Below are 23,219 nucleotides of genomic sequence, written 5' to 3' on the forward strand. Positions count from 1 at the left end.
GGAACGACGAAACAATGCCGCCCCCTCCAGGACTTCGGCAATGCGAAGCCTAAGGCTCCCGTTCTGCGGCGTTCCCTCTGGGGAGCTCCCTCTCGGAGTATCGGCAGCCTAGGACCTCGACTCCGGCGCAACAACCCCATTACGCCACCTCAACGTGGCGTGAGACACATGGTCCGCATCATGGACGACAGTGGACGACCCGCGGACCGCGTGCGACTCTCTAAGCATGTCTCGTGCTGGAATCGCGCTCGTCGGTCGACGTCACGTCGACTTCGGACGGCTGTCCAGCATGGTCTGTATGCCGGCCCAGTAGACCTCGCCCGCGATCTGTCACCGAAGATCCTTCAGGGCGCTCGGTCCGCCGGCCCTTCCCCCACGCCGTCCGAGGACGCCGCCTTCACGCGGTCCGGGCGCGTCGGGCGTCCGGCACGCCCGTGCGCCCGCCACTGTAAGGGGAAGCCCCGAAATGTCAGCGGACACCGCACCCGCGTCGGTCAAGCCCCGGGCCGGCGACCTGCGAGCGCTGGCCGAGCAGGCCAACGCAGAGCTGGAGCACGCCCCGGCCGGGCGGGTCGTCGAATGGGCCCAGGCCACCTTCGGCACGGACCTGGTCGTCGCCTCCTCTATGGCCGACACCCACCTGGTGCACCTGGCCTCCACCGCGGCGCCGGGCATCGACGTCGCGTTCCTGGACACCGGCTACCACTTCGCCGAGACCATCGGCACCCGGGACGCCGTCGCCGAGGTGTACCCGGTGCGGCTGCTGAACATCACCCCGCTGCGGACGGTCGCCGAGCAGGACGCCGAATACGGCCCGCGGCTGTACGAGCGCGACCCCGACAAGTGTTGTGCGCTGCGCAAGGTCGAGCCGCTGGAGCGGGCGCTGAAGCCGTACACGGCCTGGATCAACGGCATGCGCCGCGAGGAGTCACCGACCCGCGCGGACATCCCGGTGGTCGGCTACGACGCCAAGCGCGACATGGTCAAGATCTCCCCGCTGGCCGCCTGGACCCAGGCCGATCTCGACGCCTACATCACCGACCACGGCGTGCTGACCAATCCCCTGTTCATGGAGGGCTACACGTCGATCGGCTGCGAGCCCTGCACGCGCAAGCCCCTGCCCGGCGAGGACCCGCGGGCCGGCCGGTGGGCCGGCAACGCCAAGACCGAATGCGGACTGCACACCTGACATGAGTACCCTGACCCACGACGAGACGGCCCCGGCGCACGATCATCTGCGCACGTTGGAGGCCGAGGCGGTGCACATCATCCGCGAGGTGGCGGCCGAGTTCGAGCGGCCGGTGCTGTTGTTCTCCGGCGGCAAGGACTCGATCGTCATGCTGCACCTGGCGTTGAAGGCGTTCGCGCCGGCGCCGGTGCCGTTCGGTCTGCTGCACGTGGACACCGGGCACAACTTCCCGGAGGTGCTGGCGATGCGCGACCGCACCGTCGCCGAGCACGGGCTCCAGTTGTCCGTGGCGCATGTGCAGGACTACATCGACGACGGCCGGCTGACCGAGCGCCCGGACGGGACGCGTAATCCGTTGCAGACGGTGCCGTTGGTGGACGCGATCCAATCGCACAAATTCGACGCCGTCTTCGGCGGCGGACGCCGTGACGAGGAGAAGGCCCGCGCGAAAGAGCGGGTCTTCTCGCTGCGGGACGACTTCGGGCAGTGGGACCCCAAGCGGCAGCGTCCGGAGCTGTGGCGGCTGTACAACGGCCGGCACCGGCCCGGTGAGCACGTGCGGGTGTTCCCGTTGTCCAACTGGACCGAGCTGGACGTGTGGCAGTACATCGCCGAGCAGGACATCGTGCTGCCGGAGATCTACTACGCGCACGAGCGGCAGGTGTTCGCCCGAGGCGGCATGTGGCTGTCCCCGGGCGAGTGGGGCGGGCCGCGCGAAGACGAGCCGGTCCAGACCCGCGTAGTGCGTTACCGGACTGTCGGGGACATGTCGTGCACCGGCGCGGTGGATTCCACCGCCGTCGACGTGGCCGCGGTCATCACCGAGATCACTGCTTCCCGGATCACCGAGCGCGGGGCCTCCCGCGCGGACGACCGCCTGTCCGAGGCGGCTATGGAGGACCGTAAGCGAGAAGGGTACTTCTAGTCATGACTGTGCTTCTGGACGCGCCGACCTCAAAGGACACCCACGTCGCCGGACTGCTGCGGCTGGCCACCGCCGGCAGCGTCGACGACGGCAAGTCGACCCTGGTGGGCCGGCTGCTCTTCGACACCAAGTCGGTGCTGGCCGACCAGTACGAGGCGGTGGAGCGCACCTCGCGCAACCGCGGGCTGGAACAGGCGGACCTGGCGCTGCTGACCGACGGACTGCGCTCCGAGCGGGAGCAGGGCATCACCATCGACGTCGCCTACCGCTACTTCGCCACGCCCAAGCGCCGGTTCATCCTGGCCGACACGCCCGGGCACGTGCAGTACACCCGCAACATGGTCACCGGCGCCTCGACCGCCGAGCTGGCGGTGATCCTGGTCGACGCCCGCAAGGGCCTGGCCGAGCAGACCCGCCGCCACACCGCGGTCTCGGCCCTGCTGCGAGTGCCGCGGGTGCTGCTGGCGGTGAACAAGATGGACCTGGTCGACTTCGACAAGGACCGGTTCGCCGAGATCGAGGCCGACTTCGCCGCCTACGCCACCGCGCTCGGGATCGAGCACCACGCGGCGCTTCCGGTATCGGCGCTGCGCGGGGACAACGTCGTGGAGCCCTCGGCGGATCTGGCCTGGTTCGAGGGCCCGACGCTGCTGGAGTTCCTGGAGAACGTTCCGGTCCAGACCGAGCGGCGCCCGGCCGGCCGGTTCCCGGTGCAGTACGTGATCCGGCACCAGAGCGCGGACTACCGCGGCTACGCCGGCACCGTCGCCTCCGGGCACCTGGAGGTCGGCGACCCGGTCGTGGTGCTGCCCTCGGGCCAGCGCTCGACGATCGCCGCCATAGACCTGCTGGGCCGCGCGGTCGAGCGGGCCACCGCCGGGCAGGCCGCCACCGTGCTGCTGACCGACGAGCTGGACGTCTCCCGCGGCGACCTGATCGCCCCGGCCGAGGCCGCCCCGGCCGCGGTGCGGGACGTGGTGGCGACCGTCTGCCACCTGTCGGAGAAGCCGCTGGCCGTCGGCGACCGGGTGCTGCTGAAGCACACCACGCGCACGGTCAAGGCGATCGTGAAGGAGATCTCCGCCAAACTGGACATCACCGACCCGCTGGCCGCCGCGGCCGCCGCCGGCCCGGCCGAGACCGACGAGTTCGACTGGGACCACGACGCCCCGGCCCCGCACACCCTGCACGCCAACGAGATCGGCCGGGTGGTCCTGCGCACCGCCTCGCCGATCCTGCTGGAGCCCTACGCCACCGACCGCGAGACCGGCTCGTTCCTGCTGATCGACCCGGCCAGCGGCGACACCCTCACCGCCGGCATGTCCGGGGACCCGCTGGGGGTCTTCTCGTGATCGAGCGCGCGCTGTTCTCCCACAACTTCACCGGAGACGTCCGATGTCGGGCCGCGGTGCCTCACCGCTGCTCGCTGTTCCGACATCGAAGATTCCTGTAGTCCCCCTGGAGCGTGCGTTGATACGAAGGGCGTTCTCTGCCGTCGCCGCCACCGTCGCGGCCGGCTGGCTGATCGTGTCGGTGGTGATCGTGATCGCCGCGTACGTCTCCACCACGGACCACAGCTCCGGGTCGGTCACTACTTCCGCCGCCGCGGGCACCACGTCCACGGCCGCCGGCGAGCTGCGGCTGGGCTACTTCGCGAACGTCACGCACGCCACCGCCGTGGTCGGGGTCGCCCACGGCGACTTCGCCAAGGCGCTGGGCACCACCAAGCTCACCACCCAGATCTACAACGCCGGCCCGGCCGAGATGACCGCGCTGCTCGGCGGCCAGCTGGACGCCGCCTACGTCGGACCGTCCTCGGCCCTGTCCGCCTACGCCCAATCGCACGGCCAGGCGCTGCGGATCGTCGCGGGCGCCACCAGCGGCGGCGCGGAGTTGGTGGTGCGACCCGGGATCACCTCGGTCGCGGACCTCAAGGGCAAGACCCTGGCCACCCCGCAAAAGGGCAACACCCAGGACGTCGCCCTGCGCGCCTGGCTCAAGCAGAACGGCCTCACCGCCAACCCCGACGGGACCGGCGACGTCTCGGTGAACCCGCAGGACAACGCGGCCACCCTGGACCAGTTCAAGGCCGGACACATCGACGGCGCCTGGCTGCCCGAACCGTGGGCCTCCCGGATGGTGGCCGAGGCCGGGGCGAAGGTGCTGGTCGACGAGCGCAGCCTGTGGCCCGGCGGGCAGTTCGCGACCACCAACCTGGTGGTCTCCACGGACTTCCTGGCCGCGCACCCGGACACCGTCAAGGCCCTGATCGACGGCCAGATCGCCGCCAACTCCTGGATCACCGCGAACCCGGCCGCCGCCCAGACCCTGGTCAACGACCAGCTCAAGGCCCTCACCGGCAAGGCCCTCACCGACGCCGAGATCGCCCGGGCGTTCAGCGAGCAGACGGTGACCGACGACCCGCTGGCCGCCACCCTCCAGACCTCCATGGACCACGCCGTGGCCACCGGCCTGCTCAAGCAGACCGATCTGCACGGCATCTTCGACCTGACGCTGCTGAACACCGAACTGGCCCGGGACGGCCGGGCCGCGGTGTCCGACGCCGGGCTGTCGAGCAAGTAGCGAAAGCGAAGGGGATACCGCCATGACCGCCACCGTCGAGACCTCGGCGCCTCCCGGTACCGTCACGTCCGCGACCGGCACCACCCCCGCCGCCGTGCGCCTGTCCGGGGTCGGCAAGACCTTCCCCGGCGGCGCCCCGGTGCTGGACGGCATCGACCTGACCGTGGCCCCCGGCGAGTTCGTGTGCCTGCTCGGCGCCTCCGGCTGCGGCAAGTCCACGCTGCTGAACCTGGTCGCCGATCTGGACGCGCCGAGCTCGGGAACCGTCGAGGTGCCCTCCGGCCGGGCCGCCCTGATGTTCCAGGAGTCCGCGCTGTTCCCCTGGCTGACCGCCGGGGAGAACATCGACCTGGCACTGCGGCTGCGCGGGCTGTCCCGGCGCCGCGACCGGCAGGCCGAGACCGAGCGCCTGCTGGACCTGGTCCGGCTGCGCGGCGCGTACGACAAGCGGCCGCACCAGCTCTCCGGCGGGATGCGGCAGCGGGTCGCGCTGGCCCGGGCCCTGGCCCAGGACACCCCGGTGCTGCTGATGGACGAGCCCTTCGCCGCCCTGGACGCCATCACCCGGGACGTGCTGCACGAGGAACTGATCCGGCTGTGGGAGGCCACCGGGCTCGCGGTCCTGTTCGTCACCCACAACGTCCGCGAGGCCGTGCGCCTGGGCCAGCGGGTGGTGCTGCTGTCCTCCCGGCCCGGCCGGGTCGCCCAGCAGTGGCGCGTGGACATCCCGCAGCCACGCCGCATCGAGGACAAGGCCGTCGCCGACCTGTCGGTGGAGATCACCGACCACCTGCGCAAGGAGATCAGCCGCCATGGCCGCTGACACCACCGACACCGCCGCCGGGGCCGCGGGACCCGCCACCGGCGGCGACGCGCTCGCACACATCGAAGCCGGACTTGACGCGCTGGAAACATCCACGGAACCGGAGTCCAGCAGACTCAGGCACGTGGCCGCGTCCGTCTTACCCCCGATCGTCGCCGTCGCGCTGATCGTGGCCGTCTGGCAGCTCCTGTACGCGGCGAAGATCTGGCCGGACTGGAAGCTGCCGGGGCCCTCGGAGGTCTTCTCCTCGCTCAAGGACACCTTCTCCGGCGGCGACGCCTGGGGAGCCGTCGGCCACAGCATCGGCCACGGCGCCGTCGGCTTCGGCGCCTCGGTCGCCCTCGGCACCCCGCTGGGCATCCTGGTCGGGCGCTACAAGGCCGTCCGCTCAGGCCTCGGCCCGATCCTGTCCGGGCTCCAATCCCTGCCCTCGGTCGCCTGGGTCCCGCCGGCGCTGATGTTCTTCGGCCCCACCCCGGCCATGCTCTACACCGTGGTCCTGCTCGGCGCGGTGCCCTCGATCGCCGTCGGCGTCATGTCCGGCCTGGACCAGGTACCGCCGATCTATCTTCGGGTCGGCCACAACATCGGCGCCCGCGGTCTGGCCTCCGTCCGCCACGTCCTGCTCCCGGCCGCGCTGCCCGGCTACCTCGCCGGTCTGCGGCAGGGCTGGGCCTTCGCCTGGCGCTCGCTGCTGGCCTCGGAGATCATCGTCCAGTCCGCGAGCCTCGGACACTCCCTGGGCTTCCTGCTGAAAAACTCCCAGGACGCCAACGACATGTCCGGCGCGTTCGCCGCGATCGTGCTCATCCTGGCCGTCGGCGTGGCGGTCAACCAGCTGCTCTTCGCGCCCCTGGAACGGCGCGTGCTCAAAGCGAGGGGGTTGGCGTGAAGCAGGCAGAGGCGATGCTGGCGGTCGCCCACGGAAGCCGCGACCCGCGGCACCGCGAAGTCATCACAGCACTCGTGGAAACGGTTCGTGCGCAACGGCCGGAGCTCCGGGTGGAGACCGCGTTCCTCGATCACTGCGGCCCCACCACGACGCGGGCCCTTCAGGGACTGGTCCGGGACGGGTATCAGAACGTGCGGGTAGTGCCGCTGCTCCTGAACACCGCCTACCACGTGCGGCAGGACATCCCGGCCGCGGTGTTGGCGGCGCACGAGTCGCTGCCCCGGCGCTGGCGGTCCGGGGTGACGACGCCGGTGCTGGCCGAGCCGCTGGGCCCGCACCCGCTGCTGATGGCCGGACTGGAGCGGCGGCTGCGCGAGGCCGGAGTGTGGCCCGGGGACGAGGAGGCCTCCGTGGTGCTGGCCTGGGCCGGATCCTCGGACCGGGTGGCCGCCGCGGCCGTGGACGAGCTGGCCGAGGGCTGGCAGCGCAGCGGCTGGGAGCGCGTGGTGCCGGTACCGGCGGTCGGCGACCAGGCCGGGGCGGCCGTGCGCGCGCTGCGGAGCCGCGGTGCGCGCCGGGTCGTGGTGGCGCCGTACTTCCTGGCGCCGGGATTCCTCGCCGACCGGATCCGCGGCTCGGCACTGCGGGCCGGGGCGGACGCGGTGGCCGACGAGCTCGGGAACGCGCCGGAGGTGGCCTCGGCGGTACTGGCCCGGTTCGACGGGGCGCGGACCCGCTGCCTGGCGCACGTGGCGTGAGCTGAACTGAACTGAACTGAGTGAGCTGAGCCGCGCCTTTCCGGCATCCGGACCGGCGGAATCAGCGCGGCCGGAGCGGGGTTGCAAGCTGCGAACCCTGGCAACCTTTGAAAGGATCCGTGTATGCGCGCGATCGTCGTCGGCCAGACCGGCGGGCCCGAGGTCCTCCAGCTCTCAGACGTCAACGACCCGGAACCGGGGCCCGGTGAGCTCCTGGTGAAGGTCGGCGCCGCCGGCGTGAACTTCGCCGAGATCTACGCGCGCATCGGCCTGTATCCGAGCGATACGCCGTTCACCCCGGGTGCCGAGGTCGCAGGGCACGTGCTGGCCGTCGGTGATGGGGTCACAGATTTCAAGCCCGGGGACCGGGTGGCGACCGCGGACGCCCGCGGCAGCTACGCCGAACAGGTGATCGTGCCGGCCGACCGGGCAGTGCCGGTGCCGGACGGCGTGGACATCGAGACCGCCGCCGCCGTACTGCTGCAGGGCATGACCGCGCACTACCTGACGCAGAGCACGTACCCGGTCAAGGCCGGCGAGACCGCGCTGGTGCACGCCGCGGCCGGCGGCATGGGCCTGCTGCTGACCCAGATGGTTCGGGCGGCCGGCGCCAAGGTGATCGGCACCGTCTCCAGCGCCGAGAAAGCCAAGCTGGCCGCCGAGGCCGGCGCCGACGAGGTGATCCGCTACGACCAGCTGTCCGGCGAGGAGCTGGCGGCCGAGGTGCGCAGCCGCAACGGCGGGCAGGGCGTGCACGTGGCCTACGACGGCGTGGGCAAGGACACATTCGACGCCTCGCTGGCCTCGCTGCGGGTGCGCGGCATGCTGGTCAGCTACGGCAACGCCTCCGGCCCGGTCCCGCCGGTCGCCCCGCTGCGGCTGATGCGGGCCGGCTCACTGTTCCTGACCCGCCCGACGCTCGGCAGCTACATCGCCGCCCGGCAGGAGCTGGAGTGGCGCGCCGGGGACCTGTTCCGCTGGCTCCAGGACGGGACGCTGTCCGTGCGGATCGGCGCCACGTACCCGCTCGGCCAGGCCGCTCAGGCGCAGACCGACATGGAATCGCGCAAGACGACCGGCAAGCTGCTGCTGGTCCCGTAAGCGCACATCGCGTCAGCCGAAGACGGTCCCGGTCCGAACTCGCGGAGTTCGGACCGGGACCGTTCTCAACCCAGCTTCTGATACATCACGTGGATGCCGACGTAGCCGTGCCTGCGGCTCTTGTACGCCTCCGGCACGGTCCCGATGATCCGCATCCCGATCGACTGCCACAGGTGCACCGCAGGGGCATTGCTCTCCACCACGGCGTTGTACTGCATCCCGCGGTAGCCCTGCTCGCGCGCCCACTTCAGCGAATGCTCGCCCAATGCCCGGCCGACGCCCCGGCCCGCGGCCTCCGGAGCCACCATGTAGCTCGCGGTGGCCACGTGCGCGCCGGGGCCGGGCCGGTTCGGGCCCATCTTGGCGCTGCCCAGCACCGCGCCGGCGGCGTCGACGGCGACCACGGTCAGCCCCGGCGGCCGCTCCACCCACATTGCGCGGCCCTCATCCTCGGTGGGCTCGTAGGGGTAGACGTAGGTCTCCCCCTCGGCGCAGATGGCGCGAAAGAACGGCCAGATGTGCGGCCAGTCCTCGTCGGTGGCTTCGCGGATCCGCGGCGGTGTCGACATGCCGCGAAGGATAACGGCCGGTCGGCGGTCTGCGATCAGTGGTCGCCGGTCAGCGGTCGCCGATCAGCTGGAGGCGGTCTGGTTCACCGCGCCGATGAACGTGCCCGGGTGGGTCGCGGCGGACTGGTCCTCCAAGGCCCAGCTCCACGGCCACGGGACGGTCGTCGGGGTCTTGGTGTCCGGCGGGATGATGACGGCCGACTTCACCTGGAAGCCGTTGGTGCCGGCGCCCTCGGTGTGCGAGAGCACGTACAGGCTCGCCAGCGCGCTGGTGCCGGGCGCCAGCGTGAGCTTCGGGACGTCGCCGGACTGGTTCTCCAGCGGCCAGTCGAGACCGGACGTCGAGACCAGGTCGACCTGCGGGTGGCCCTGTATGGTGCAGCTGCTCTGGCCGGTGTTCTGGAACGAGACCGTCGCCGGGTCGTTGGTCTTGCTCGGGTCCGGGTCGGCGTCGGTGCCGTGGATGATGGTGACCTTGAGATTCGAGGCCTGGCACGCCGACCCGGAAGCGCTGCCCGGGGCCGGGGCCGAGGACGAGCCCGCGCTCGACGGGACCGCGGTGGACTGCCCGCCGCCGGACGAGGAGCCCGAGGCGGACCCCGGGGCCGAGGTCACGGTGGACGTCACGGTCACCGGCGCGGCGGCCGACGTGGTCGTCTGCGCCGGCACTCCCGCCGCGGCCGTGGACTTCGTGTTGCTCGAACAGGCCCCCGCCAGCAAAACGGCGGCGAACACGGCCGCGACAGCGGCCGATCGCTTAGTCCTCATTGCTCCACTCCTGACAAGACGATGATCAAATCAACCTGTCAGAGGGCGCCCCTCGATCACAAATCGGTGTTGAGACTGCGTTCGAATCAGGAAGCGAGCACGCGCTGCTTCTCCTCCTCGATGTCGTATCCGGCCGGCGGCCATTTCGGATCCAGCCGCTCCAGCGTCTCCACCAACAGGTTGGTGATCGCGAAGTTCCGGTACCACTTGCGGTCGGCCGGGATCACGTACCAGGGCGCCGTCTCGGTCGAGGTCAGGTTCAACGCGGCCTGATACGCCTCCTTGTACGCCGGCCAGAGCTTGCGCTCGGCGACGTCGTTGGTGCTGTACTTCCACAGCTTGGTGGGATCGTCCAGGCGGGCCAGCAGCCGTTCCTTCTGGGTGTCGCGGCTGATGTGCAGGAAGCACTTGACCACGGTCGTGCCCTGGTCGGCGAGTTCCTGCTCGAACTCGTTGATCAGGCCGTAGCGCAGCTCCCACTGCTCGCGCGGGACCAGGTCGCGGACCCGGACGATGAGGACGTCCTCGTAGTGGCTGCGGTCGAAGACCCCGACCACGCCGGGCTTCGGCAGGGCCTTGCGGATCCGCCACAGGAAGTCGTGGGACAACTCCTCCTTGCTCGGGGCCTTGAAGGAGGTGATGTGCAGCCCGCCGGGGTCCATGACGCCGGCCACGTGCTTGACCGTGCCGCCCTTTCCCGAGGTGTCCATGCCCTGCAACACCAGCAACAGGCTCTGGCGGGCCGGCTCGGTGCCGCCACGGGACTGCGCGAACAGCCGCTCCTGGAGGTCGGCCAGGCGGGCCGCGAGTTTCGGCAGCTTCTGCAGCGCCTCGGATTTCGAGTCCACGCCGGGGTGCGCGTCGGACGCCAGCTTGGACAGCTTGACCGGGGAATCGGGGGCCCGCAGCAGGTGCGTGTAGGACTTCGCCATGAAGGAAGCCTGCCATCCGGGTTACCGGTTCGCACGTCATGGGAGCCGTTCCGGCGCTCGCGGGGAGGTGGGACGGCGAGCGGGGCGGTCGCGGGGACGACTGGCAGGCGGGTCAGGCTGTGGTCAAGCTGGTCAGGCGGCAGGCTGGTCAGGCCCGGACCGCGCCGGCCGACGCAAGGTCGGTCAGACGTGGGCCGGGTCGTGGGTCGCGGCCAGTGCCGCGCCGTCCCGGGCCAGCGCGGTGATGCGGGAGACCGCGCGCAGGTACTTCTTGCGGTAGCCGCCGCGCAGCAGCTCGGGCGTGAACAGGTCGCCGAGCGGCGTGCCGGAGGCGACCACCGGAACCTTGCGGTCGTAGAGCCGGTCTATCAGAACCACCAGGCGCAGGGCGACGTTCTGGTCGTCCAGCGGCCGGACGCCGGTGAGCCCGACCGCGCTGACGCCGTCTATCAGGGCGCCGTAGCGGCTGGGGTGGACCGCCGCCAGCTCGTGGGTCAGGCCGTCGAAGGAGTCCAGGGTGGCGCCGGGAAGCTCGTCGGCGGTGCGGACCACGACGTCCTCGGCGACCGGGGCCGGCGGCGTCGGCAGGTCGCGGTGCCGGTAGTCGGGGCCGTCCACGCGGATCACTTCGAAGCGCGCGGACAGAGCCTGGATCTCGCGGAGGAAGTCGGCGGCGGCGAACCGGCCCTCGCCGAGCTTGTCCGGCAGCGTGTTGGAGGTCGCGGCCAGCTTCACGCCGCGGTCGGACAGCCGGGTGAGCAGGGTGGAGACCAGGACGGTGTCGCCGGGGTCGTCGAGTTCGAACTCGTCGATGCAGACCAGCGCGAAGTCCGACAGCCGCTCCACGGCGGCGTTGAAGCCGAGGGCGCCGACCAGGCTGGTGTACTCGACGAAGGTTCCGTATGCCTTCTTCTCACGCGGGGCCGGGGACTCGTGCCAAACCGAGGCCAGCAGGTGGGTCTTGCCGACGCCGAAACCGCCGTCGAGGTAGACGCCGATCGCGCCGGACGCGGGAGCCTTCTTCTTGAACAGCCCGCCGCTCTTCTTCGGCGCGGCGCCCACGGTCGCGGCGAAGGCCTGCAACCGGTCACGGGCCGCGGTCTGGCTGGGCTCGGCCGGGTTCGGCAGGTAGCTGGAGAACCGCACCTGGTCGAAACGCGGCGGCGGGACCAGGTCGGCGACCAGCCGGTCCGCACCGACTTCGGGCCGGCGGCCGACGAGGGTCGCGGCATTCGCGGAGACTATCGGAGCAGACGTCGGCACCCTTCCAATGTCGCAGGCCAGAGTGGGTGTCCCGGACCATCCGGGGGGTGTAGTTGATCACATGTGAAGCCGGTCACAAAGCCTTGTGCGACGGGTGGATGCGCCGCGCGTGTCAGAAGTCTCCTGGTGTGATTCGCTGGACCCATGTATCAGCTGCTGCCACCGCCGCCCCGCAACCGCCAGGTCGACCTGGCCGAGGTCTACGCCTATCCCGCAGGCGCGCCGCGCTGGGTGCGGGCCAACATGGTCGCCACCGTCGACGGTGCCGCGACCGCCGGCGGCAAGTCGGAGGGCATCTCCGGGGAGGCGGACAAGCGGATCTTCGGGGTGCTGCGGGCGCTGGCGGACGTGGTGCTGGTCGGAGCGGGCACCGCGCGCGCCGAGCAGTACCGCCCGGCGCGGGTGCGGGAGCAGTACCAGGCCGCCCGCGCCGCCGCCGGTCAGGCCCCGACCGCGGCCATCGCCGTGGTCTCCCGCGCGATGGACCTGGACTGGTCGCAGCCGCTGTTCACCTCCCCCGCGGTGCCGACCATCGTGCTCACCGCCACCGACGCCCCGCAGGACCGCATCGACGCCGCCGCCGGGGCCGGGGCCGAGGTGATCGCGGCCGGGACCGGCTCGGTCGACCTGGCGCTGGCCGTGGAGCGGCTGGCCGAGCGCGGGCTGGGGCGGATCCTGTGCGAGGGCGGGCCGCACCTGCTCGGGCAGCTGGCGGCGGCCGGGAAGCTGGACGAGCTGTGCCTGTCGGTGGCGCCGCAGCTGCGCGGCGGGGACTCGATGCGGGTCCTGGCCGGGCCGGACCTTACGGACGGGTTACCGCTGATCCTGCACAGCCTGCTCACGGAAGACGGATTCCTCTTCGCGCGTTATCTAGTCGGAGGAACACACGGTTCCGCAGCCGGTCCCGGTAAGGAAGGGTGAGTCACATGGTCGAGAAGGTGGAGAAGACCGAGACGGAGTGGCGGTCGTTGCTGACGCCGATGGAGTTCGCGGTGCTGCGCGAGGCCGGGACGGAGCAGCCGTGGAGCGGGGACTACGTGTCCACGCACACGGAGGGGACGTACCACTGTCGCGCTTGTGACGCGCCGTTGTTCCGGTCCCAGGCGAAGTACGACTCGCACTGCGGGTGGCCGTCGTTCTACGAGCCCGGCGAGGGCGACGCGGTGACGCTGCTCCAGGACACGAGCCACGGGATGGTGCGGACCGAGGTGCGCTGCGCGGCTTGCGGATCGCATCTGGGGCACGTGTTCGACGACGGTCCGGTGGACCACGGCGGGCAGCGGTACTGCATCAACTCAGTGAGCTTGAAGCTGGACGAGGCCTGATCCTCTCCGGCTCTTCGTCTCCTCACGCTCAGTCGCCGCGCTGCCAGCGCATGGCACCCGCGGCGATGCCGAGCAGGGCCACCGTCGCCAGCAGGGCGGTGGCCGCGAGGGACGTCGGCGGGAGCGGGTGCACACCCGACTTCAGCGGCGGCCACGCGGTCAGCACGCGGGGGTTGAGGAGCGAGGACAGCACGGGGGTGTTCCGTAGGGACTGCTCGGCGTCGGTCAGGGCCTTGGCGACGCCGGGCATCCCGGTCAGCAGCCGGCCGGCGGCCACCGGCACGGCCAGCGCCACGACCGCCACGGCCACCGCGACCGACACCCGGTACCAGGCGGTCAGCCACCCGATGGCGAGGCCGAACAACCCGGCCGCCATCGCCGCCGCGGCTGCCGGGGCCACGCCCTGGAGCACGGGGTCGGCGGCGGCGCCGTCGGGGATCAGCGTGCGGTCGCCGGCGTAAGCCCACGCCAGCGCGAGGGCGTAGCCGAGGGCGGCGGCCAGGGCGACCAGCGCGCCGGTGAGGGCGGACAGGAGCGCGGTCAGCGTGGCCTTGGCGACCGTCAGCCACGCCCGCCGAGGCACCACGGCGAGGGTCACGTAGCGCATCTCGTGGTGCCGCTCATGTCCCGAGGAGGCGGCACCGATCACGACCGCCGCGGCCAACGCGGGCAACGTCCCCGCCAGCCGCAACAAGGCGACGATCCGCTCCGAGGCACCCGCCGACACCGCCAACGCGGCCGCCACCCCGAACGCGGCGGCCACCACGGCCGCACCCCCCGGCACCCGCCGAGTGGCCCGCAGGCTCCCCAACCGGCGAAGTTCGTAACGGAACGCGGCGATCATGCGGAAGCATCCTGCTCTGCCGGGGCCGCCTCCGCGACCGGAGGGTGCTGCTGGCTGGGCGTTGTCTGCTGGCCGGGCGCCTGCTGGCCAGACGCCTGCTGACCGGACGCCTGCTGACCGGCTGTCTGCTGGCCCTGCGACGCCCGCGCTGCGACGGCGCGCCACGGGGTCATGCCGTCGCTCGCCTCGGCGGCGGGCTCGACGGTCGCAGTCGCGACGGTGAAGGGCACGGCGGGTTGGCCGAGGCTTGCGGGCGGTTCGAGCGACGCCGCAGGAGGCTGCGACTCGGCTTTGTTGCGGCCCCGCCGGAGGCCGAACGGGCTGCCGTGGCGCAGTGATTCGGAGCCGGCGCTGGAGGTGTCGGCCTTCTTGGGTTGGGCGGCCGACCAACGTGAATGGGCAACCGAGCCCTGCGAGCGCCAGGAACCGGCGCTCGGTTTGGGTGCCTCAGCGACGCTCGGCTTGGGCGCCTCGCTGACATGAGTCGCCGACAGGTCCGGCGCTGTGGTCGCCGCCCGCGATGCCGATTCGGTCGCCGCCGACTCGCGCGGCTCGGCAACCGAGCCCTGCGATGGCCACACGCCGGTTTGTGCGAGCTGACGCTCAGTCTCGGCAGCGGTCTCATGCGGCGCCGGATCACTCGCCGCACCACTCGCCGCAGACTCCCGTTGCCGTGATGGCCACACGCCAATGCCCTGGCTCACCTGGCTGGCCTCAGCAGCCGCGACAGCTTCGTGCAGCTCAGCGATCAAGCTCTCCGAGGACCGCCCGCCAGCACCATTCCGTGCCGCCTCGCCAGCCTCAGCCACCTGCGGCTCAGCCATCGCGGTAGCGGCGTGCGCTCCGACCAGCTCCTCGTGAGCACCAGCCACTGGCACCTGCGGCTCAGCCATCGCGGCGGTGACCCCGACCTGCGCCCCGACCAGCTCCTCGCGGACGGCGGCCGCCGGCACCTGCTGCTCAGCCATCGCAGTGGCGGCGCCGGCCTGGGCTCCAACCAGCTCCTCGCGGACGGCGGCCGCCGGCACCTGTGCCTCGACCACCTCCGCCTCTTCGATCTCCTCCGCGACCATCCGCACCCCCGAGTGCCAGGCGGTGGTGCGGTTGAGGCCGGGCAGGAGCTCCTTCTGGCGCGGGACCGGGCGCAGGCCGAAGACGTCGTCGTCGTGGCCGATCTCGCTGAGCTCGTGCAGGCAGATCCCGGTGACGTGGGCGATCTCGCCGATGCGGGCCCGGTCCAGGCCGCGGACCTGGAGGGCGCCGGGGCCGGCGGCGGCCAGGGCGGCGCCTTCGGACTCCAGGGCCGCGGCCAGGCGCGCGGCCTGGGGGCTGCGGACCTGGACGACGGTGGCGCGGCTTTCGTCGAAGACCTCGGCGGCGGAGCGGCTGGCGATGACCCGGCTGACGCCGTCCTGCTCGTCGCGGCGCAGGACGACGACGTGGTCGGCGGTGCCGGACAGGGTGTCGGGGTCGGTGGCCGCGACCAGGACGGTGCGGCCCTGGGCTGCGTAGGCGCGGATCAGGGCGTGGAACCAGGACATGCCGTGGCTGTCCAGGGCCCGGGGCTCGTCCAGGATCAGGGCTGCGGGGTCGCCGAGCAGGGCCGCGGCGATGGCCAGGCGCTGGCGCTGGCCCGGGTCGAGGCGGCCGCAGCGGACCGTGGCCTGTGTGGACAGCCCCGCGACCTCCAGGACCTCGGCGACGCGGGACTTGGGGACGCCGCCGCCGGCCGAGTAGAGCTGTAGGTGGGCCTGCACGGTGCGGCCCGGGTGGACGGCGTCGGGGTTCAGGGCCAGGCCCACCTCGCGGACCGCGGGCCGCAGGGCGCGGTAGGGACGCCCGCCGAACAGGGTGCGGCCGCCGCCGGCCTCGAGTTCGACCATCAGGCGCAGGACTGTGGACTTTCCCGTACCCGGGGCCCCGAGCAGGGCTGTGACCTGGCCCGGGTACACATCGAACGAGACCTTCTCCACGGGACCACCGCCCGCGCCGCGGGATCGGCGGGTGCTGGTCAGCTCGATCGCCTCGATCACCGCGACTCCTCTTGCTCCGGGCCCGACCCGCCGCGCGGCGCCGGGAGGTCCGGCAGCCGGTGTCCAGTGATTGATCACCGTCCGCGACATCGCTGTCCGCTACGGTAGCCGTGATCACTCACGGGACCGGGGGAAATCACCGTGAAGAGTGATGAAGTGTCGCAGCAGGTTGCCTACCGCCAGGTTCTAGACAACCCCCCTCGGGCGTGCGCACCATGAGAGGAACCCCCACTCGCGAGGAGGTCTGCAATGGACCTCGCACCCGCCGTACCCCTTTCCGCCGCCATCGCCGAACACCTGGCCGCGACCGAAGGCGAACACGGGCTGTACGCCGAGATCGTCGCCGCCGACCCGCGCCTGACCTTCGCCGTAGAGAACCTGATCCGCGAGCACGCCGAACTGCGCGCCGTGCAGTGCGACCTGGCGGGCATGGGCGACAAACAGCTGGCCGACCTGGCCCGCCGGCTCAACCGGCACTGCCAGCGCGGGAACGACCTGGTCCACGAGGCCTACGTCGTGGACCTGGGCGGGGAGACCTGAGCCGAGGTCCGGTTCAGCCGGTCCACAGGCTCGGTTCCACCAGTTCAGACCGCGCAGCCTCTTCAGACCGCGCAGCCCCTTCAGACGCACAGCCCCTTCAGACACTCAGTCTCCGGACGGCCGCAGCATCGGCGGGTTCAGCAACGTCGCGTTCCCCCGCCGGAACAGCTGCGCCGGCCGGCCACCCTGCCGCGAGGTGGTGCCGCCGGTCGGCACCAGGAAGCCCGGTGTCCCGGTCACCTTCCGGTGGAAGTTCCGCGGATCGAGCTGCACGCCCCACACCGCCTCGTAGACGTTGCGCAGCTCCCCCACGGTGAACTCCGGCGGGCAGAACGCCGCGGCCAGCGACGAGTACTCGATCTTCGACCTGGCCCGCTCGATCCCGTCGGCCAGGATCCGCGCGTGGTCGAAGGCCAGCCCCTCCGAACCGGGCAGCGTGACGACCGGCAGCCACTCGGCCGCCCGCGCGTCGCCCCCGGCCGCCGGGAACGGCCCCTCAGAACCCTCCTGCAGCGAGGTCAACGGCGCGAGCGCCAGATACGCCACCGACACCACCCGCATCCGCGGGTCCCGGTCCGGGGTGCCGTAGCTGGCCAGCTGCTCCAGGTGCACGCCGTGGTCGGGCACGCCCTGCGAATCCTGCCCGGCGACCTCCAGCCCCAGCCCGGTCTCCTCGGCCAGCTCCCGCACCGCGGCGTCGCCCAGACTCTCGTCGGGCTTCACGAACCCGCCGGGCAGCGCCCACCGGTCCGCGAACGGCGGCTCCCCCCGCCGCACGGCCAGGACGCTCAGCCCCGGTTCGGCCACGGTCAGCACGACCAGATCCACGGTCACCGCGAACGGCGGATAGTCGGTCGGGTCGTACTCCGGGTCGAGGTCCTGTGGCATTGGACCATCGTAGCGTGATGTCGTCAGGGTGACGAGAACTGGGGTCGGCCGACCGGATCACGGCAGGTGGGCACCCGCTTAAATCACCGGAGCCGCATGAGTCCTCCGAATACGATCGTCATATGGCGAATGAGGATCCTGCGTGGATCACAGTGATCGGCTACGAGAACCTGCCGGGCTGCCCGGCCCCGGTGCGCGCCGTCGCCCTTTGACTGATCGACCGCGGCATCGACTGGTTCCCGTTCGACCTCACAGACGTCCGCATCGACTTGTACTGCGGAATCCGTGGCGACGGGCACTGGCACGGCACGTTCTCGATCAAGCTCCGCGCGGACCAGCTCCGGCGCCTGGGCCTGCACCCGGACCAGCCCTGGTCCCACGTCACCGGCCCCGGCCGCCCGGCCTGGGCGCACGCCGAAGCCCTGCGGCACATGGTCGGCTCACCGAAGCACCGACGCGGCTAACCGCAGCGGCCTCATCGCGTTCCCGGTGAAACGCCAGGTGGCGATCTCGACCTCGGTGACGCGCAGCGGGATCGGGGTCAGGTCGCGCCGGTCGGCGACCCAGTCGATCAGGGCCCGGGGATCACCGATCGGGGCGGCGAAGTGCAGGATGTTGAGATACCAGATGTCGCGCTTGAGCCCGATCCCGTCCTCCAGCCAGGCGTCATCGCCGAGCGCGGCGGTGTAGGCGGCTGAGAGCCGGTCCGGGGCATCATCGACCGGGATCGCGCACGCCATCACCGACAACGGAGTCAGCGTCAGGCCGAAGACGTCGAACGTCAGCGGCGGTACGCCGCCCGACGCCACACTCAGCGCCTTGGCATAGCGCGCGACGCACGGATCGTCGTCCGGGATGTCGGTACGCGGGTGCTCGAGCGCACGCATCGTCAGGTGCGAGTTGCCCACCGCGCCGGTCAGCCAGTGACCGTCACCGGCGACCACCGCGGCTTCGCGGGCCAACTCCGCCAGCGACGCCTCCGACCCCGGATCGGGCCGGAGCAGCGCCGACACGCCCCACCGCCGGCTACCGCCACCCGGCGGCACCTCGATCCGGTGCGAGCCGTCGGCGAGCGCGGCCGCTCCCTCGGCGAAGAGTCGGTCGAACGGGGCACGGTCGGTCCGGCACGGCATCGGCTCAGTCACTCGGTGTCCTCCAGGCTCGGATTCTCCAGGTCGGAGGGGAAGACACATAGTCGGCTTCGCTCGGTTGCAAGTCGGCGTCGTCGACTGAGTCCCGCGACTTATTACGAACCAAAGAACCTCCCTGCTGTTTGCTGGTGCTGCACGACCTGCGGTGATGTGATGGGCTCGTGGCAGAGGCAATGGACGCTGCCCGCGATAGTGCGAGCGGGAGCGGTGACGGGCCTGGCCGGTCCGATCGGGAGGGACGGCCGGTCGGGCGACGTGTGGTGTTCGGGGTCGTGGGGCTGGGTGCGCTGGGCGTGCTCGGCGGGTCCTCCGTGGAGCGGTTCTTGGCCGACGTCGCGGCGCACGATCCGACCGGGCTGACGAACCTGCTCCCCCTGGGCAACCAGTTCCGCATCTACACGGTGACCGGGAGCGTCCCGACACCGGATCCGAACACCTACCGACTATCCGTCACCGGCCTGGTGGACCGGCCACAGCACTTCTCGCTGACCGATCTGGCGGCGCTGCCGCAGACCGACCTGGTGCGGGACTTCCAGTGCGTCACCGGGTGGCGGGTGCCGAGCGTGCCGTGGAGCGGGGTTCGGCTGAGCGACATGTTGGCGCTGGCCGGGGTGCAGAGTTCGGCGAAGGCGTTGCGGTTCGTCTCCTTCGACGGGACCTATACGGAGTCGTTGACCCTGGACCAGGCCCAGAACCCGGACATGTTGGTGGCGCTGAAGATGCTCGGCGGGCCGGTGACCCATGAGCACGGCGGGCCGGTGCGGCTCTACGCGGCGCCGATGTACGGGTACAAGAGCATCAAGTGGCTCCAGGAGATCCAGGTAGTGGACGCGGTCCATCCCGGCTACTGGGAGGGCTACGGCTATGACGTCGACGGCTGGGTCGGAAAGTCGAACGGGAGGACCGGCGATGTCCCGACCGGCTGAGGCCGGCGCCGTCCGGCGGCGCATCGAGCGCTTCACGCGCGCCGAACGGTACGTCCACCGTGCGACCGCCACGTTGATGCTGGTGCTGATCGCCACCGGGGCGGTGCTGTACCTGCCCTCGTTGTCGGTGCGGATCGGGCACCGTCCGGTGGTGGCGTTGATCCATCTGTACTGCGGGTTCGCGCTGCCCATCCCGATGGCGGCGGGGCTGTTCTCGCGGGCGTACCGGGCAGATGCGCGGCGGCTGAACCGGCACAGCGAGACCGACCGCGAGTGGCTGCGGAATCGGGCCTGGCGGCGCGAGCGGGCCCGGGAGCTGGCGCTGCCGGTCGGCAAGTTCAACGCCGGGCAGAAGCTGAACGCGGCGTTCCAGTGCGGGGCGATCCTGGTGATGGCCGGGACCGGGACCCTGATGTGGTTTCCGCACCTGGTCGGGGTGTCGGCCCGGACCGGTGCGACGTTCGTGCACGACTGGCTGGCGCTGGCGATCGGGTTCGTGGTGATCGGCCATGTGTGGTTCGCACTGAACGACCACCAGGCCCGGATCGGGATGCGCACCGGATATGTCACGCGGGGTTGGGCGCAACGGGAGCATCCGGCCTGGGCCGCCGAGGTGGCGGCGCAGGACCGGTCCGGAGACGGGGACCCGGACCCGGATGCCGTGAGTGAGGCGGAGGACCGCGCGGCCCGCGGCGAGGCGGGCGCGCGCGATCGAGAGGAAGGCCGGGCCGTCCATCAGGCGCGGGCCTGGGACAGGTAGTCGACCATCGCCGTACACGGGGTGCGGCGGTGGGTGACGACGACGTCCATGGCGTCCGTGGCCGGGTGCAGGTGCGCCACCATCTGGCGATCGTTGCCAGCCGTGGAAGCCGCGCGCAGGCACGGGGACGCCGACGGATCGGCCGCGGCCAGTGCCTGGGGCGGCTGGGGCGCCGACGATCGGGCCGCGACGCCGCCGGGGATATCGGGGGTGTCGGGGATATCGGCGGATTGCCTGCCCGCCGCCAGCATCTGCTTGGTGTTGGCCGGTCTCGCGGCCGGGACCAGCGGGTTCGGGAGGGTGCGGGAGCGGGCCGCCAGGACGGCAGTCGGGCCGGCAGGAGCCTGCGACTCCGGGGCGTACAGCTCCTCGACGCGGGGACTGGTGTGGGATACGCGGAAGGCGTCGATCACCGGTCGGCGGCCGTTGGCCGGAACGCCGGTCGTGGTGGCGGGGACGCCGGGGCCATGGGCGTGGGCCGCACGAGCGGGCTCGGCGAGCCACGGGACGTAGTGGCCGTGGTGGCGCGTGGCCAGGACATGGCCCAGCAGGCCCATATCGGCTGGGTGGTCCGGGACGGTGAGCGTCCAGCCGGAGGCCTCCCATTCTTGGACGGTCATGGTGCCCGGCTCGGGCTCGACGCCGTTGTGGTCCAGGTGGTGCCGGGCGTGCGGCACGCTGGCCTTGACCGGACCGGCACCGGTCGACGCGGCGCCGAGGGCCGGGTTCGGCAGCATCGGCACGGCGAGCGCCGCGATCGCGACGGCGATGCCGGTGGTGCCACGCCGGGTACGGGTCGGCATCGCACGGGGCTGGAGCAGGGCGTGGGCGGCTCGACGCCGAACGTCGGCCAGGGCCCGGGGAAGGCGGGGCTGCGGCTGCTGCGCCGGGGTCGGCGGGGTGACTTGCTCTATGCGGTTCATGAGATCTCCAGATCGGTTCCGGATTCGGTGGGGACGGTTTCGGTGGAGCGGGGAGAAGGGATCGGGGCCGGAGCGGAGTCCGGATCTGAACTGTCAAAACCGGCGCCGTTGTCGAAACCAGCGACGGTGTCGGAATCGACGGCGGCCTCGCCGAACAGGTCGCGCCGCGTACTGGCGGCGGACTCGCGCACGCCCTCGCCGTCGATGGCGTGGTGCAGACCGGCGCGGATCAGCGAGGCGAACTTGTACTCGGGATCAATGGCCAGCGCCCGATCCACCGCACACTGCGCGATGGCGGGCCGGCCGATCGCCCACGCCGCCCACGCGGCCAGCGCGTAGGGAGCGAGGCGAAGCTCAGGATGGGGCGCGCGACGCGCCAATTCGGCGCCGAGGCGCAGCAGCCGCCCGGCGGAGTCCACGGTCGCGGCGGCGCACGCCAGGTAGTCGCGCACCCGCCAGTTGAGCAGCGCGATCAGCAGCTCGGCCGCCTCGCCGTCGGCGATGACCGGCGGCGCGAGCAACGAGCCGGGCGGCTCGGCAAGCGCACCGAGCGGCACCCCCTCGGACTTGCCGGCGAGCGACGGAATGCGGTTGCTCACGCGGCGGGAGTTGCGGGCCGCCGGGATGACGGCGCCGGTGGAGTGCGGGGGGCGCGGCTCGGACTGGTCGGCGGGAGAGCTGTCGGAGGCAGAGCTCTCGGAGGCAGGGCCGTCGAAAGCAGGGTCGTCGAAAGCAGAGCCTCCGAGAGCAGAGCTGTTGTCGGCAGAGCCCGGAGATGCGGGAGCGTCATCGGCATCCGACTGGGAGGACGGACTCGCAGCCGAACCGCTGAAGCCATCACGGGGCTGCGAGCCGGAGGCCGCCGAGCGGCCGGATCGAGCCACAGCCGAACCATCTGCGGTGGCGACGTCATCCGGGTGCGAGGCCGCGAGATCAGCCGCCCGGCCCGACCGTCCGCCCCGCGTCCCAGCACCGCTACCGGCGCCGGAGCCGTCGTGCGGCTGCACGTCGGCGGCGGCCGAACGGCCGGCGAGGGCGGTGGTGGCGCTGTCCGACAGGCCGCGGCGGCCGGCACGGGGGCCGTCGGCCCGGGGGGTGCGGGATGTGGGTGGCTCGGCGTCGGCCCCGCAGCGGGCCAGGAGGACGTCCATCAGGCGGCGGGCGTCGGCCAGGCCTGCGTCGGTGTCGTACCAGGTGGGGTCCAGGTGTTCGGCAGCCGCGGCGGTGCGGGTCAGGGCTTCCGGCGGGTAGGGGTCCAGGGTCGCGTCGAGCGCTTCGCGGCTGGCGTAGACCGTGTGGCCGCGGGTGGCGAAGGCGCCGGCCAAAGCGGCGGGGGCCTCGGCGGGAACGACGGTGCCGGCCGCCGGGCAGCAGCGGTTGTTGCGGCACATGTAGGACCACCAGCGGCCGTTGGCGCTGTAGAGGGCGTCGACGACGGTGACGCGCTCCTCGCTGGCCGCCGCCTCGAGTTGGGCGCGGAAGGCGGCCATCAGTTTGCGGCAGTGGTCGGGGCGGGCCTTGGCACCGGTCGCGGCGCGCGGGCCGAAGGCGACCAGGATGGCGATGTCGGCGTCCTGGTCGCGCAGCCGGGCCGCGAGTTCCAGGGCGGTGCCGCGTTCCTGACCGCGGACCTGGTCCAGGTCGATGCGGACGCCGTGCCGGATGAAACTGCCGCCTTCGGCCGAATGGCTGATGCCCAGGATCACCAGGCTGTTCTCCGGGTGGAAGCCGAACAGGAACGGGATCGAGGCGATCACCGAGCCGGGGGAGGCCAGGCGGACGGTGCTGACCGGGCCGGCGGCGGCCTCGGCGGTCGCTCCGGGGTCGGGGGTGTCGCCGTCGGCGGTGCCGGAGGCGGCGACATTCGAGGCGGCGACACCCGGGGCGGCGACATTCGAGGCAGCGACATTCGAGGCTGTACTCACCGGTTCGGCGGCGCCCTCATCGCCGGAACTCCCGGCACGGCGCCCGGACCCACCAGACGCATCGGCGGCGGCGCCACTCGCACCGCCCCCGCCACTCGCAC

General features: G+C 71.9%; 24 protein-coding genes. 14 read left to right on the forward strand and 10 right to left on the reverse strand.

The features are described from left to right. The first annotated feature begins 466 nt into the window (after positions 1-466). The 8 genes from IZR01_RS20125 to IZR01_RS20160 all read left to right on the forward strand — a co-directional run bounded on the left by IZR01_RS20125 (position 467) and on the right by IZR01_RS20160 (position 8,271). On the forward strand, positions 467-1,189 hold the full coding sequence (locus IZR01_RS20125) for a phosphoadenylyl-sulfate reductase (RefSeq protein ID WP_194924720.1): 723 nt from the start codon (positions 467-469) through the stop codon (positions 1,187-1,189). Position 1,190: 1 nt separating this feature from the next. Then, positions 1,191-2,114, forward strand: coding sequence for a sulfate adenylyltransferase subunit CysD (gene cysD / locus IZR01_RS20130; protein ID WP_194895790.1), 924 nt, complete (start codon positions 1,191-1,193; stop codon positions 2,112-2,114). A 2-nt stretch (positions 2,115-2,116) separates the two neighbouring features. Continuing rightward, complete coding sequence (locus IZR01_RS20135) at positions 2,117-3,466, forward strand: sulfate adenylyltransferase subunit 1 (protein ID WP_194895789.1); 1,350 nt, start codon at positions 2,117-2,119, stop codon at positions 3,464-3,466. A gap of 118 nt (positions 3,467-3,584) precedes the next feature. Beyond that, positions 3,585-4,697, forward strand: coding sequence for an ABC transporter substrate-binding protein (locus tag IZR01_RS20140; RefSeq protein ID WP_194924721.1), 1,113 nt, complete (start codon positions 3,585-3,587; stop codon positions 4,695-4,697). 22 nt (positions 4,698-4,719) lie between these two features. Beyond that, complete coding sequence (locus IZR01_RS20145) at positions 4,720-5,520, forward strand: ABC transporter ATP-binding protein (RefSeq protein WP_194895787.1); 801 nt, start codon at positions 4,720-4,722, stop codon at positions 5,518-5,520. Next, a complete protein-coding gene (locus tag IZR01_RS20150) occupies positions 5,510-6,412 on the forward strand; it encodes an ABC transporter permease (protein ID WP_194895786.1) in 903 nt (300 codons plus the stop codon). The genes IZR01_RS20145 and IZR01_RS20150 overlap by 11 nt, the downstream gene beginning before the upstream one ends. Then, the gene (locus tag IZR01_RS20155; protein ID WP_323746421.1) at positions 6,409-7,170 is read left to right on the forward strand and encodes a sirohydrochlorin chelatase; all 762 of its coding nucleotides are present in this window, start codon (positions 6,409-6,411) and stop codon (positions 7,168-7,170) included. Before IZR01_RS20150 ends, IZR01_RS20155 begins: the two co-directional genes overlap by 4 nt. Before the next feature lie 123 nt (positions 7,171-7,293). Continuing rightward, positions 7,294-8,271: a quinone oxidoreductase family protein gene (locus IZR01_RS20160; RefSeq protein ID WP_194895785.1), complete on the forward strand. Its 978-nt coding sequence runs from the start codon at positions 7,294-7,296 to the stop codon at positions 8,269-8,271. Positions 8,272-8,336: 65 nt separating this feature from the next. Here the strand turns inward: IZR01_RS20160 and IZR01_RS20165 are convergent, their stop codons facing one another. From IZR01_RS20165 to zapE, 4 genes are all read right to left on the reverse strand, one after another. Next, positions 8,337-8,840, reverse strand: a complete 504-nt coding sequence (locus IZR01_RS20165; protein WP_194895784.1) for a GNAT family N-acetyltransferase — start codon at positions 8,838-8,840, stop codon at positions 8,337-8,339. 63 nt (positions 8,841-8,903) lie between these two features. Beyond that, positions 8,904-9,608, reverse strand: coding sequence for a DUF4232 domain-containing protein (locus tag IZR01_RS20170; protein WP_194895783.1), 705 nt, complete (start codon positions 9,606-9,608; stop codon positions 8,904-8,906). Between the two features lie 86 nt (positions 9,609-9,694). Next, positions 9,695-10,540 carry a polyphosphate kinase 2 family protein gene (locus IZR01_RS20175; RefSeq protein WP_194895782.1) on the reverse strand — a complete coding sequence of 282 codons (846 nt, stop codon included), beginning with the start codon at positions 10,538-10,540 and terminating at the stop codon, positions 9,695-9,697. Between the two features lie 183 nt (positions 10,541-10,723). Beyond that, on the reverse strand, positions 10,724-11,803 hold the full coding sequence (gene zapE, locus IZR01_RS20180) for a cell division protein ZapE (RefSeq protein WP_194924722.1): 1,080 nt from the start codon (positions 11,801-11,803) through the stop codon (positions 10,724-10,726). A 144-nt stretch (positions 11,804-11,947) separates the two neighbouring features. On the opposite strand from zapE, the gene IZR01_RS20185 reads away from it, so the two are divergent. Together IZR01_RS20185 and msrB are read left to right on the forward strand one after the other, a co-directional pair. Continuing rightward, complete coding sequence (locus IZR01_RS20185) at positions 11,948-12,724, forward strand: pyrimidine reductase family protein (protein WP_194895780.1); 777 nt, start codon at positions 11,948-11,950, stop codon at positions 12,722-12,724. A gap of 5 nt (positions 12,725-12,729) precedes the next feature. Then, complete coding sequence (gene msrB / locus IZR01_RS20190; RefSeq protein ID WP_194924723.1) at positions 12,730-13,128, forward strand: peptide-methionine (R)-S-oxide reductase MsrB; 399 nt, start codon at positions 12,730-12,732, stop codon at positions 13,126-13,128. Positions 13,129-13,156: 28 nt separating this feature from the next. On the opposite strand, the gene IZR01_RS20195 is transcribed toward msrB, so the two are convergent. After that, on the reverse strand, positions 13,157-13,972 hold the full coding sequence (locus IZR01_RS20195; RefSeq protein ID WP_194924724.1) for a hypothetical protein: 816 nt from the start codon (positions 13,970-13,972) through the stop codon (positions 13,157-13,159). After that, complete coding sequence (locus tag IZR01_RS20200; RefSeq protein WP_194924725.1) at positions 13,969-16,005, reverse strand: ATP-binding cassette domain-containing protein; 2,037 nt, start codon at positions 16,003-16,005, stop codon at positions 13,969-13,971. The genes IZR01_RS20195 and IZR01_RS20200 overlap by 4 nt, the downstream gene beginning before the upstream one ends. Before the next feature lie 249 nt (positions 16,006-16,254). On the opposite strand from IZR01_RS20200, the gene IZR01_RS20205 reads away from it, so the two are divergent. After that, positions 16,255-16,545: a hypothetical protein gene (locus IZR01_RS20205; protein ID WP_194895776.1), complete on the forward strand. Its 291-nt coding sequence runs from the start codon at positions 16,255-16,257 to the stop codon at positions 16,543-16,545. A gap of 105 nt (positions 16,546-16,650) precedes the next feature. Here IZR01_RS20205 and IZR01_RS20210 read toward each other — a convergent pair whose 3' ends face one another. Next, positions 16,651-17,433, reverse strand: a complete 783-nt coding sequence (locus IZR01_RS20210; protein WP_194924726.1) for an NUDIX hydrolase — start codon at positions 17,431-17,433, stop codon at positions 16,651-16,653. Positions 17,434-17,702: 269 nt separating this feature from the next. On the opposite strand from IZR01_RS20210, the gene IZR01_RS20215 reads away from it, so the two are divergent. Further along, complete coding sequence (locus IZR01_RS20215; protein WP_228554964.1) at positions 17,703-17,897, forward strand: hypothetical protein; 195 nt, start codon at positions 17,703-17,705, stop codon at positions 17,895-17,897. Here IZR01_RS20215 and IZR01_RS20220 read toward each other — a convergent pair. After that, positions 17,874-18,578 (reverse strand): hypothetical protein, encoded by a 705-nt coding sequence (locus IZR01_RS20220; RefSeq protein WP_194895774.1) that lies wholly within the window; start codon positions 18,576-18,578, stop codon positions 17,874-17,876. The two genes, IZR01_RS20215 and IZR01_RS20220, sit on opposite strands and share 24 nt — an antisense overlap. A 179-nt stretch (positions 18,579-18,757) precedes the next feature. Here IZR01_RS20220 and IZR01_RS20225 point away from each other — a divergent pair, with 179 nt between their 5' ends. Both IZR01_RS20225 and IZR01_RS20230 read left to right on the forward strand, forming a co-directional pair. Next, a complete protein-coding gene (locus IZR01_RS20225; protein ID WP_194895795.1) occupies positions 18,758-19,510 on the forward strand; it encodes a molybdopterin-dependent oxidoreductase in 753 nt (250 codons plus the stop codon). Then, positions 19,494-20,270: a cytochrome b/b6 domain-containing protein gene (locus IZR01_RS20230; RefSeq protein ID WP_194924727.1), complete on the forward strand. Its 777-nt coding sequence runs from the start codon at positions 19,494-19,496 to the stop codon at positions 20,268-20,270. Before IZR01_RS20225 ends, IZR01_RS20230 begins: the two co-directional genes overlap by 17 nt. Here the strand turns inward: IZR01_RS20230 and IZR01_RS20235 are convergent. Both IZR01_RS20235 and IZR01_RS20240 read right to left on the reverse strand, forming a co-directional pair. After that, positions 20,246-21,193, reverse strand: a complete 948-nt coding sequence (locus IZR01_RS20235) for a hypothetical protein (protein ID WP_194924728.1) — start codon at positions 21,191-21,193, stop codon at positions 20,246-20,248. The two genes, IZR01_RS20230 and IZR01_RS20235, sit on opposite strands and share 25 nt — an antisense overlap. Beyond that, the coding region (locus IZR01_RS20240) for a DUF4192 domain-containing protein (RefSeq protein WP_228559860.1) at positions 21,190-23,219 on the reverse strand (2,030 nt) is incomplete at its 5' end. The genes IZR01_RS20235 and IZR01_RS20240, both read right to left, overlap by 4 nt.

Origin of the sequence: Catenulispora pinisilvae (assembly GCF_015356865.1) — a bacterium.
In the GTDB taxonomy this organism is placed as follows: domain Bacteria; phylum Actinomycetota; class Actinomycetes; order Streptomycetales; family Catenulisporaceae; genus Catenulispora; species Catenulispora pinisilvae.

Excerpts from the sequence above, each read along its gene's own strand:
- IZR01_RS20125 (WP_194924720.1), top strand. The coding sequence starts at position 467 with ATGTCAGCGGACACCGCACCCGCGTCGGTCAAGCCCCGGGCCGGCGAC.
- cysD (WP_194895790.1), top strand. The coding sequence starts at position 1,191 with ATGAGTACCCTGACCCACGACGAGACGGCCCCGGCGCACGATCATCTG.
- IZR01_RS20135 (WP_194895789.1), top strand. The coding sequence starts at position 2,117 with ATGACTGTGCTTCTGGACGCGCCGACCTCAAAGGACACCCACGTCGCC.
- IZR01_RS20145 (WP_194895787.1), top strand. The coding sequence starts at position 4,720 with ATGACCGCCACCGTCGAGACCTCGGCGCCTCCCGGTACCGTCACGTCC.
- IZR01_RS20150 (WP_194895786.1), top strand. The coding sequence starts at position 5,510 with ATGGCCGCTGACACCACCGACACCGCCGCCGGGGCCGCGGGACCCGCC.
- IZR01_RS20160 (WP_194895785.1), top strand. The coding sequence starts at position 7,294 with ATGCGCGCGATCGTCGTCGGCCAGACCGGCGGGCCCGAGGTCCTCCAG.
- IZR01_RS20165 (WP_194895784.1), bottom strand. The coding sequence starts at position 8,840 with ATGTCGACACCGCCGCGGATCCGCGAAGCCACCGACGAGGACTGGCCG.
- IZR01_RS20170 (WP_194895783.1), bottom strand. The coding sequence starts at position 9,608 with ATGAGGACTAAGCGATCGGCCGCTGTCGCGGCCGTGTTCGCCGCCGTT.
- IZR01_RS20175 (WP_194895782.1), bottom strand. The coding sequence starts at position 10,540 with ATGGCGAAGTCCTACACGCACCTGCTGCGGGCCCCCGATTCCCCGGTC.
- IZR01_RS20185 (WP_194895780.1), top strand. The coding sequence starts at position 11,948 with ATGTATCAGCTGCTGCCACCGCCGCCCCGCAACCGCCAGGTCGACCTG.
- msrB (WP_194924723.1), top strand. The coding sequence starts at position 12,730 with ATGGTCGAGAAGGTGGAGAAGACCGAGACGGAGTGGCGGTCGTTGCTG.
- IZR01_RS20195 (WP_194924724.1), bottom strand. The coding sequence starts at position 13,972 with ATGATCGCCGCGTTCCGTTACGAACTTCGCCGGTTGGGGAGCCTGCGG.
- IZR01_RS20205 (WP_194895776.1), top strand. The coding sequence starts at position 16,255 with ATGGACCTCGCACCCGCCGTACCCCTTTCCGCCGCCATCGCCGAACAC.
- IZR01_RS20210 (WP_194924726.1), bottom strand. The coding sequence starts at position 17,433 with ATGCCACAGGACCTCGACCCGGAGTACGACCCGACCGACTATCCGCCG.
- IZR01_RS20225 (WP_194895795.1), top strand. The coding sequence starts at position 18,758 with ATGGACGCTGCCCGCGATAGTGCGAGCGGGAGCGGTGACGGGCCTGGC.
- IZR01_RS20230 (WP_194924727.1), top strand. The coding sequence starts at position 19,494 with ATGTCCCGACCGGCTGAGGCCGGCGCCGTCCGGCGGCGCATCGAGCGC.
- IZR01_RS20235 (WP_194924728.1), bottom strand. The coding sequence starts at position 21,193 with ATGAACCGCATAGAGCAAGTCACCCCGCCGACCCCGGCGCAGCAGCCG.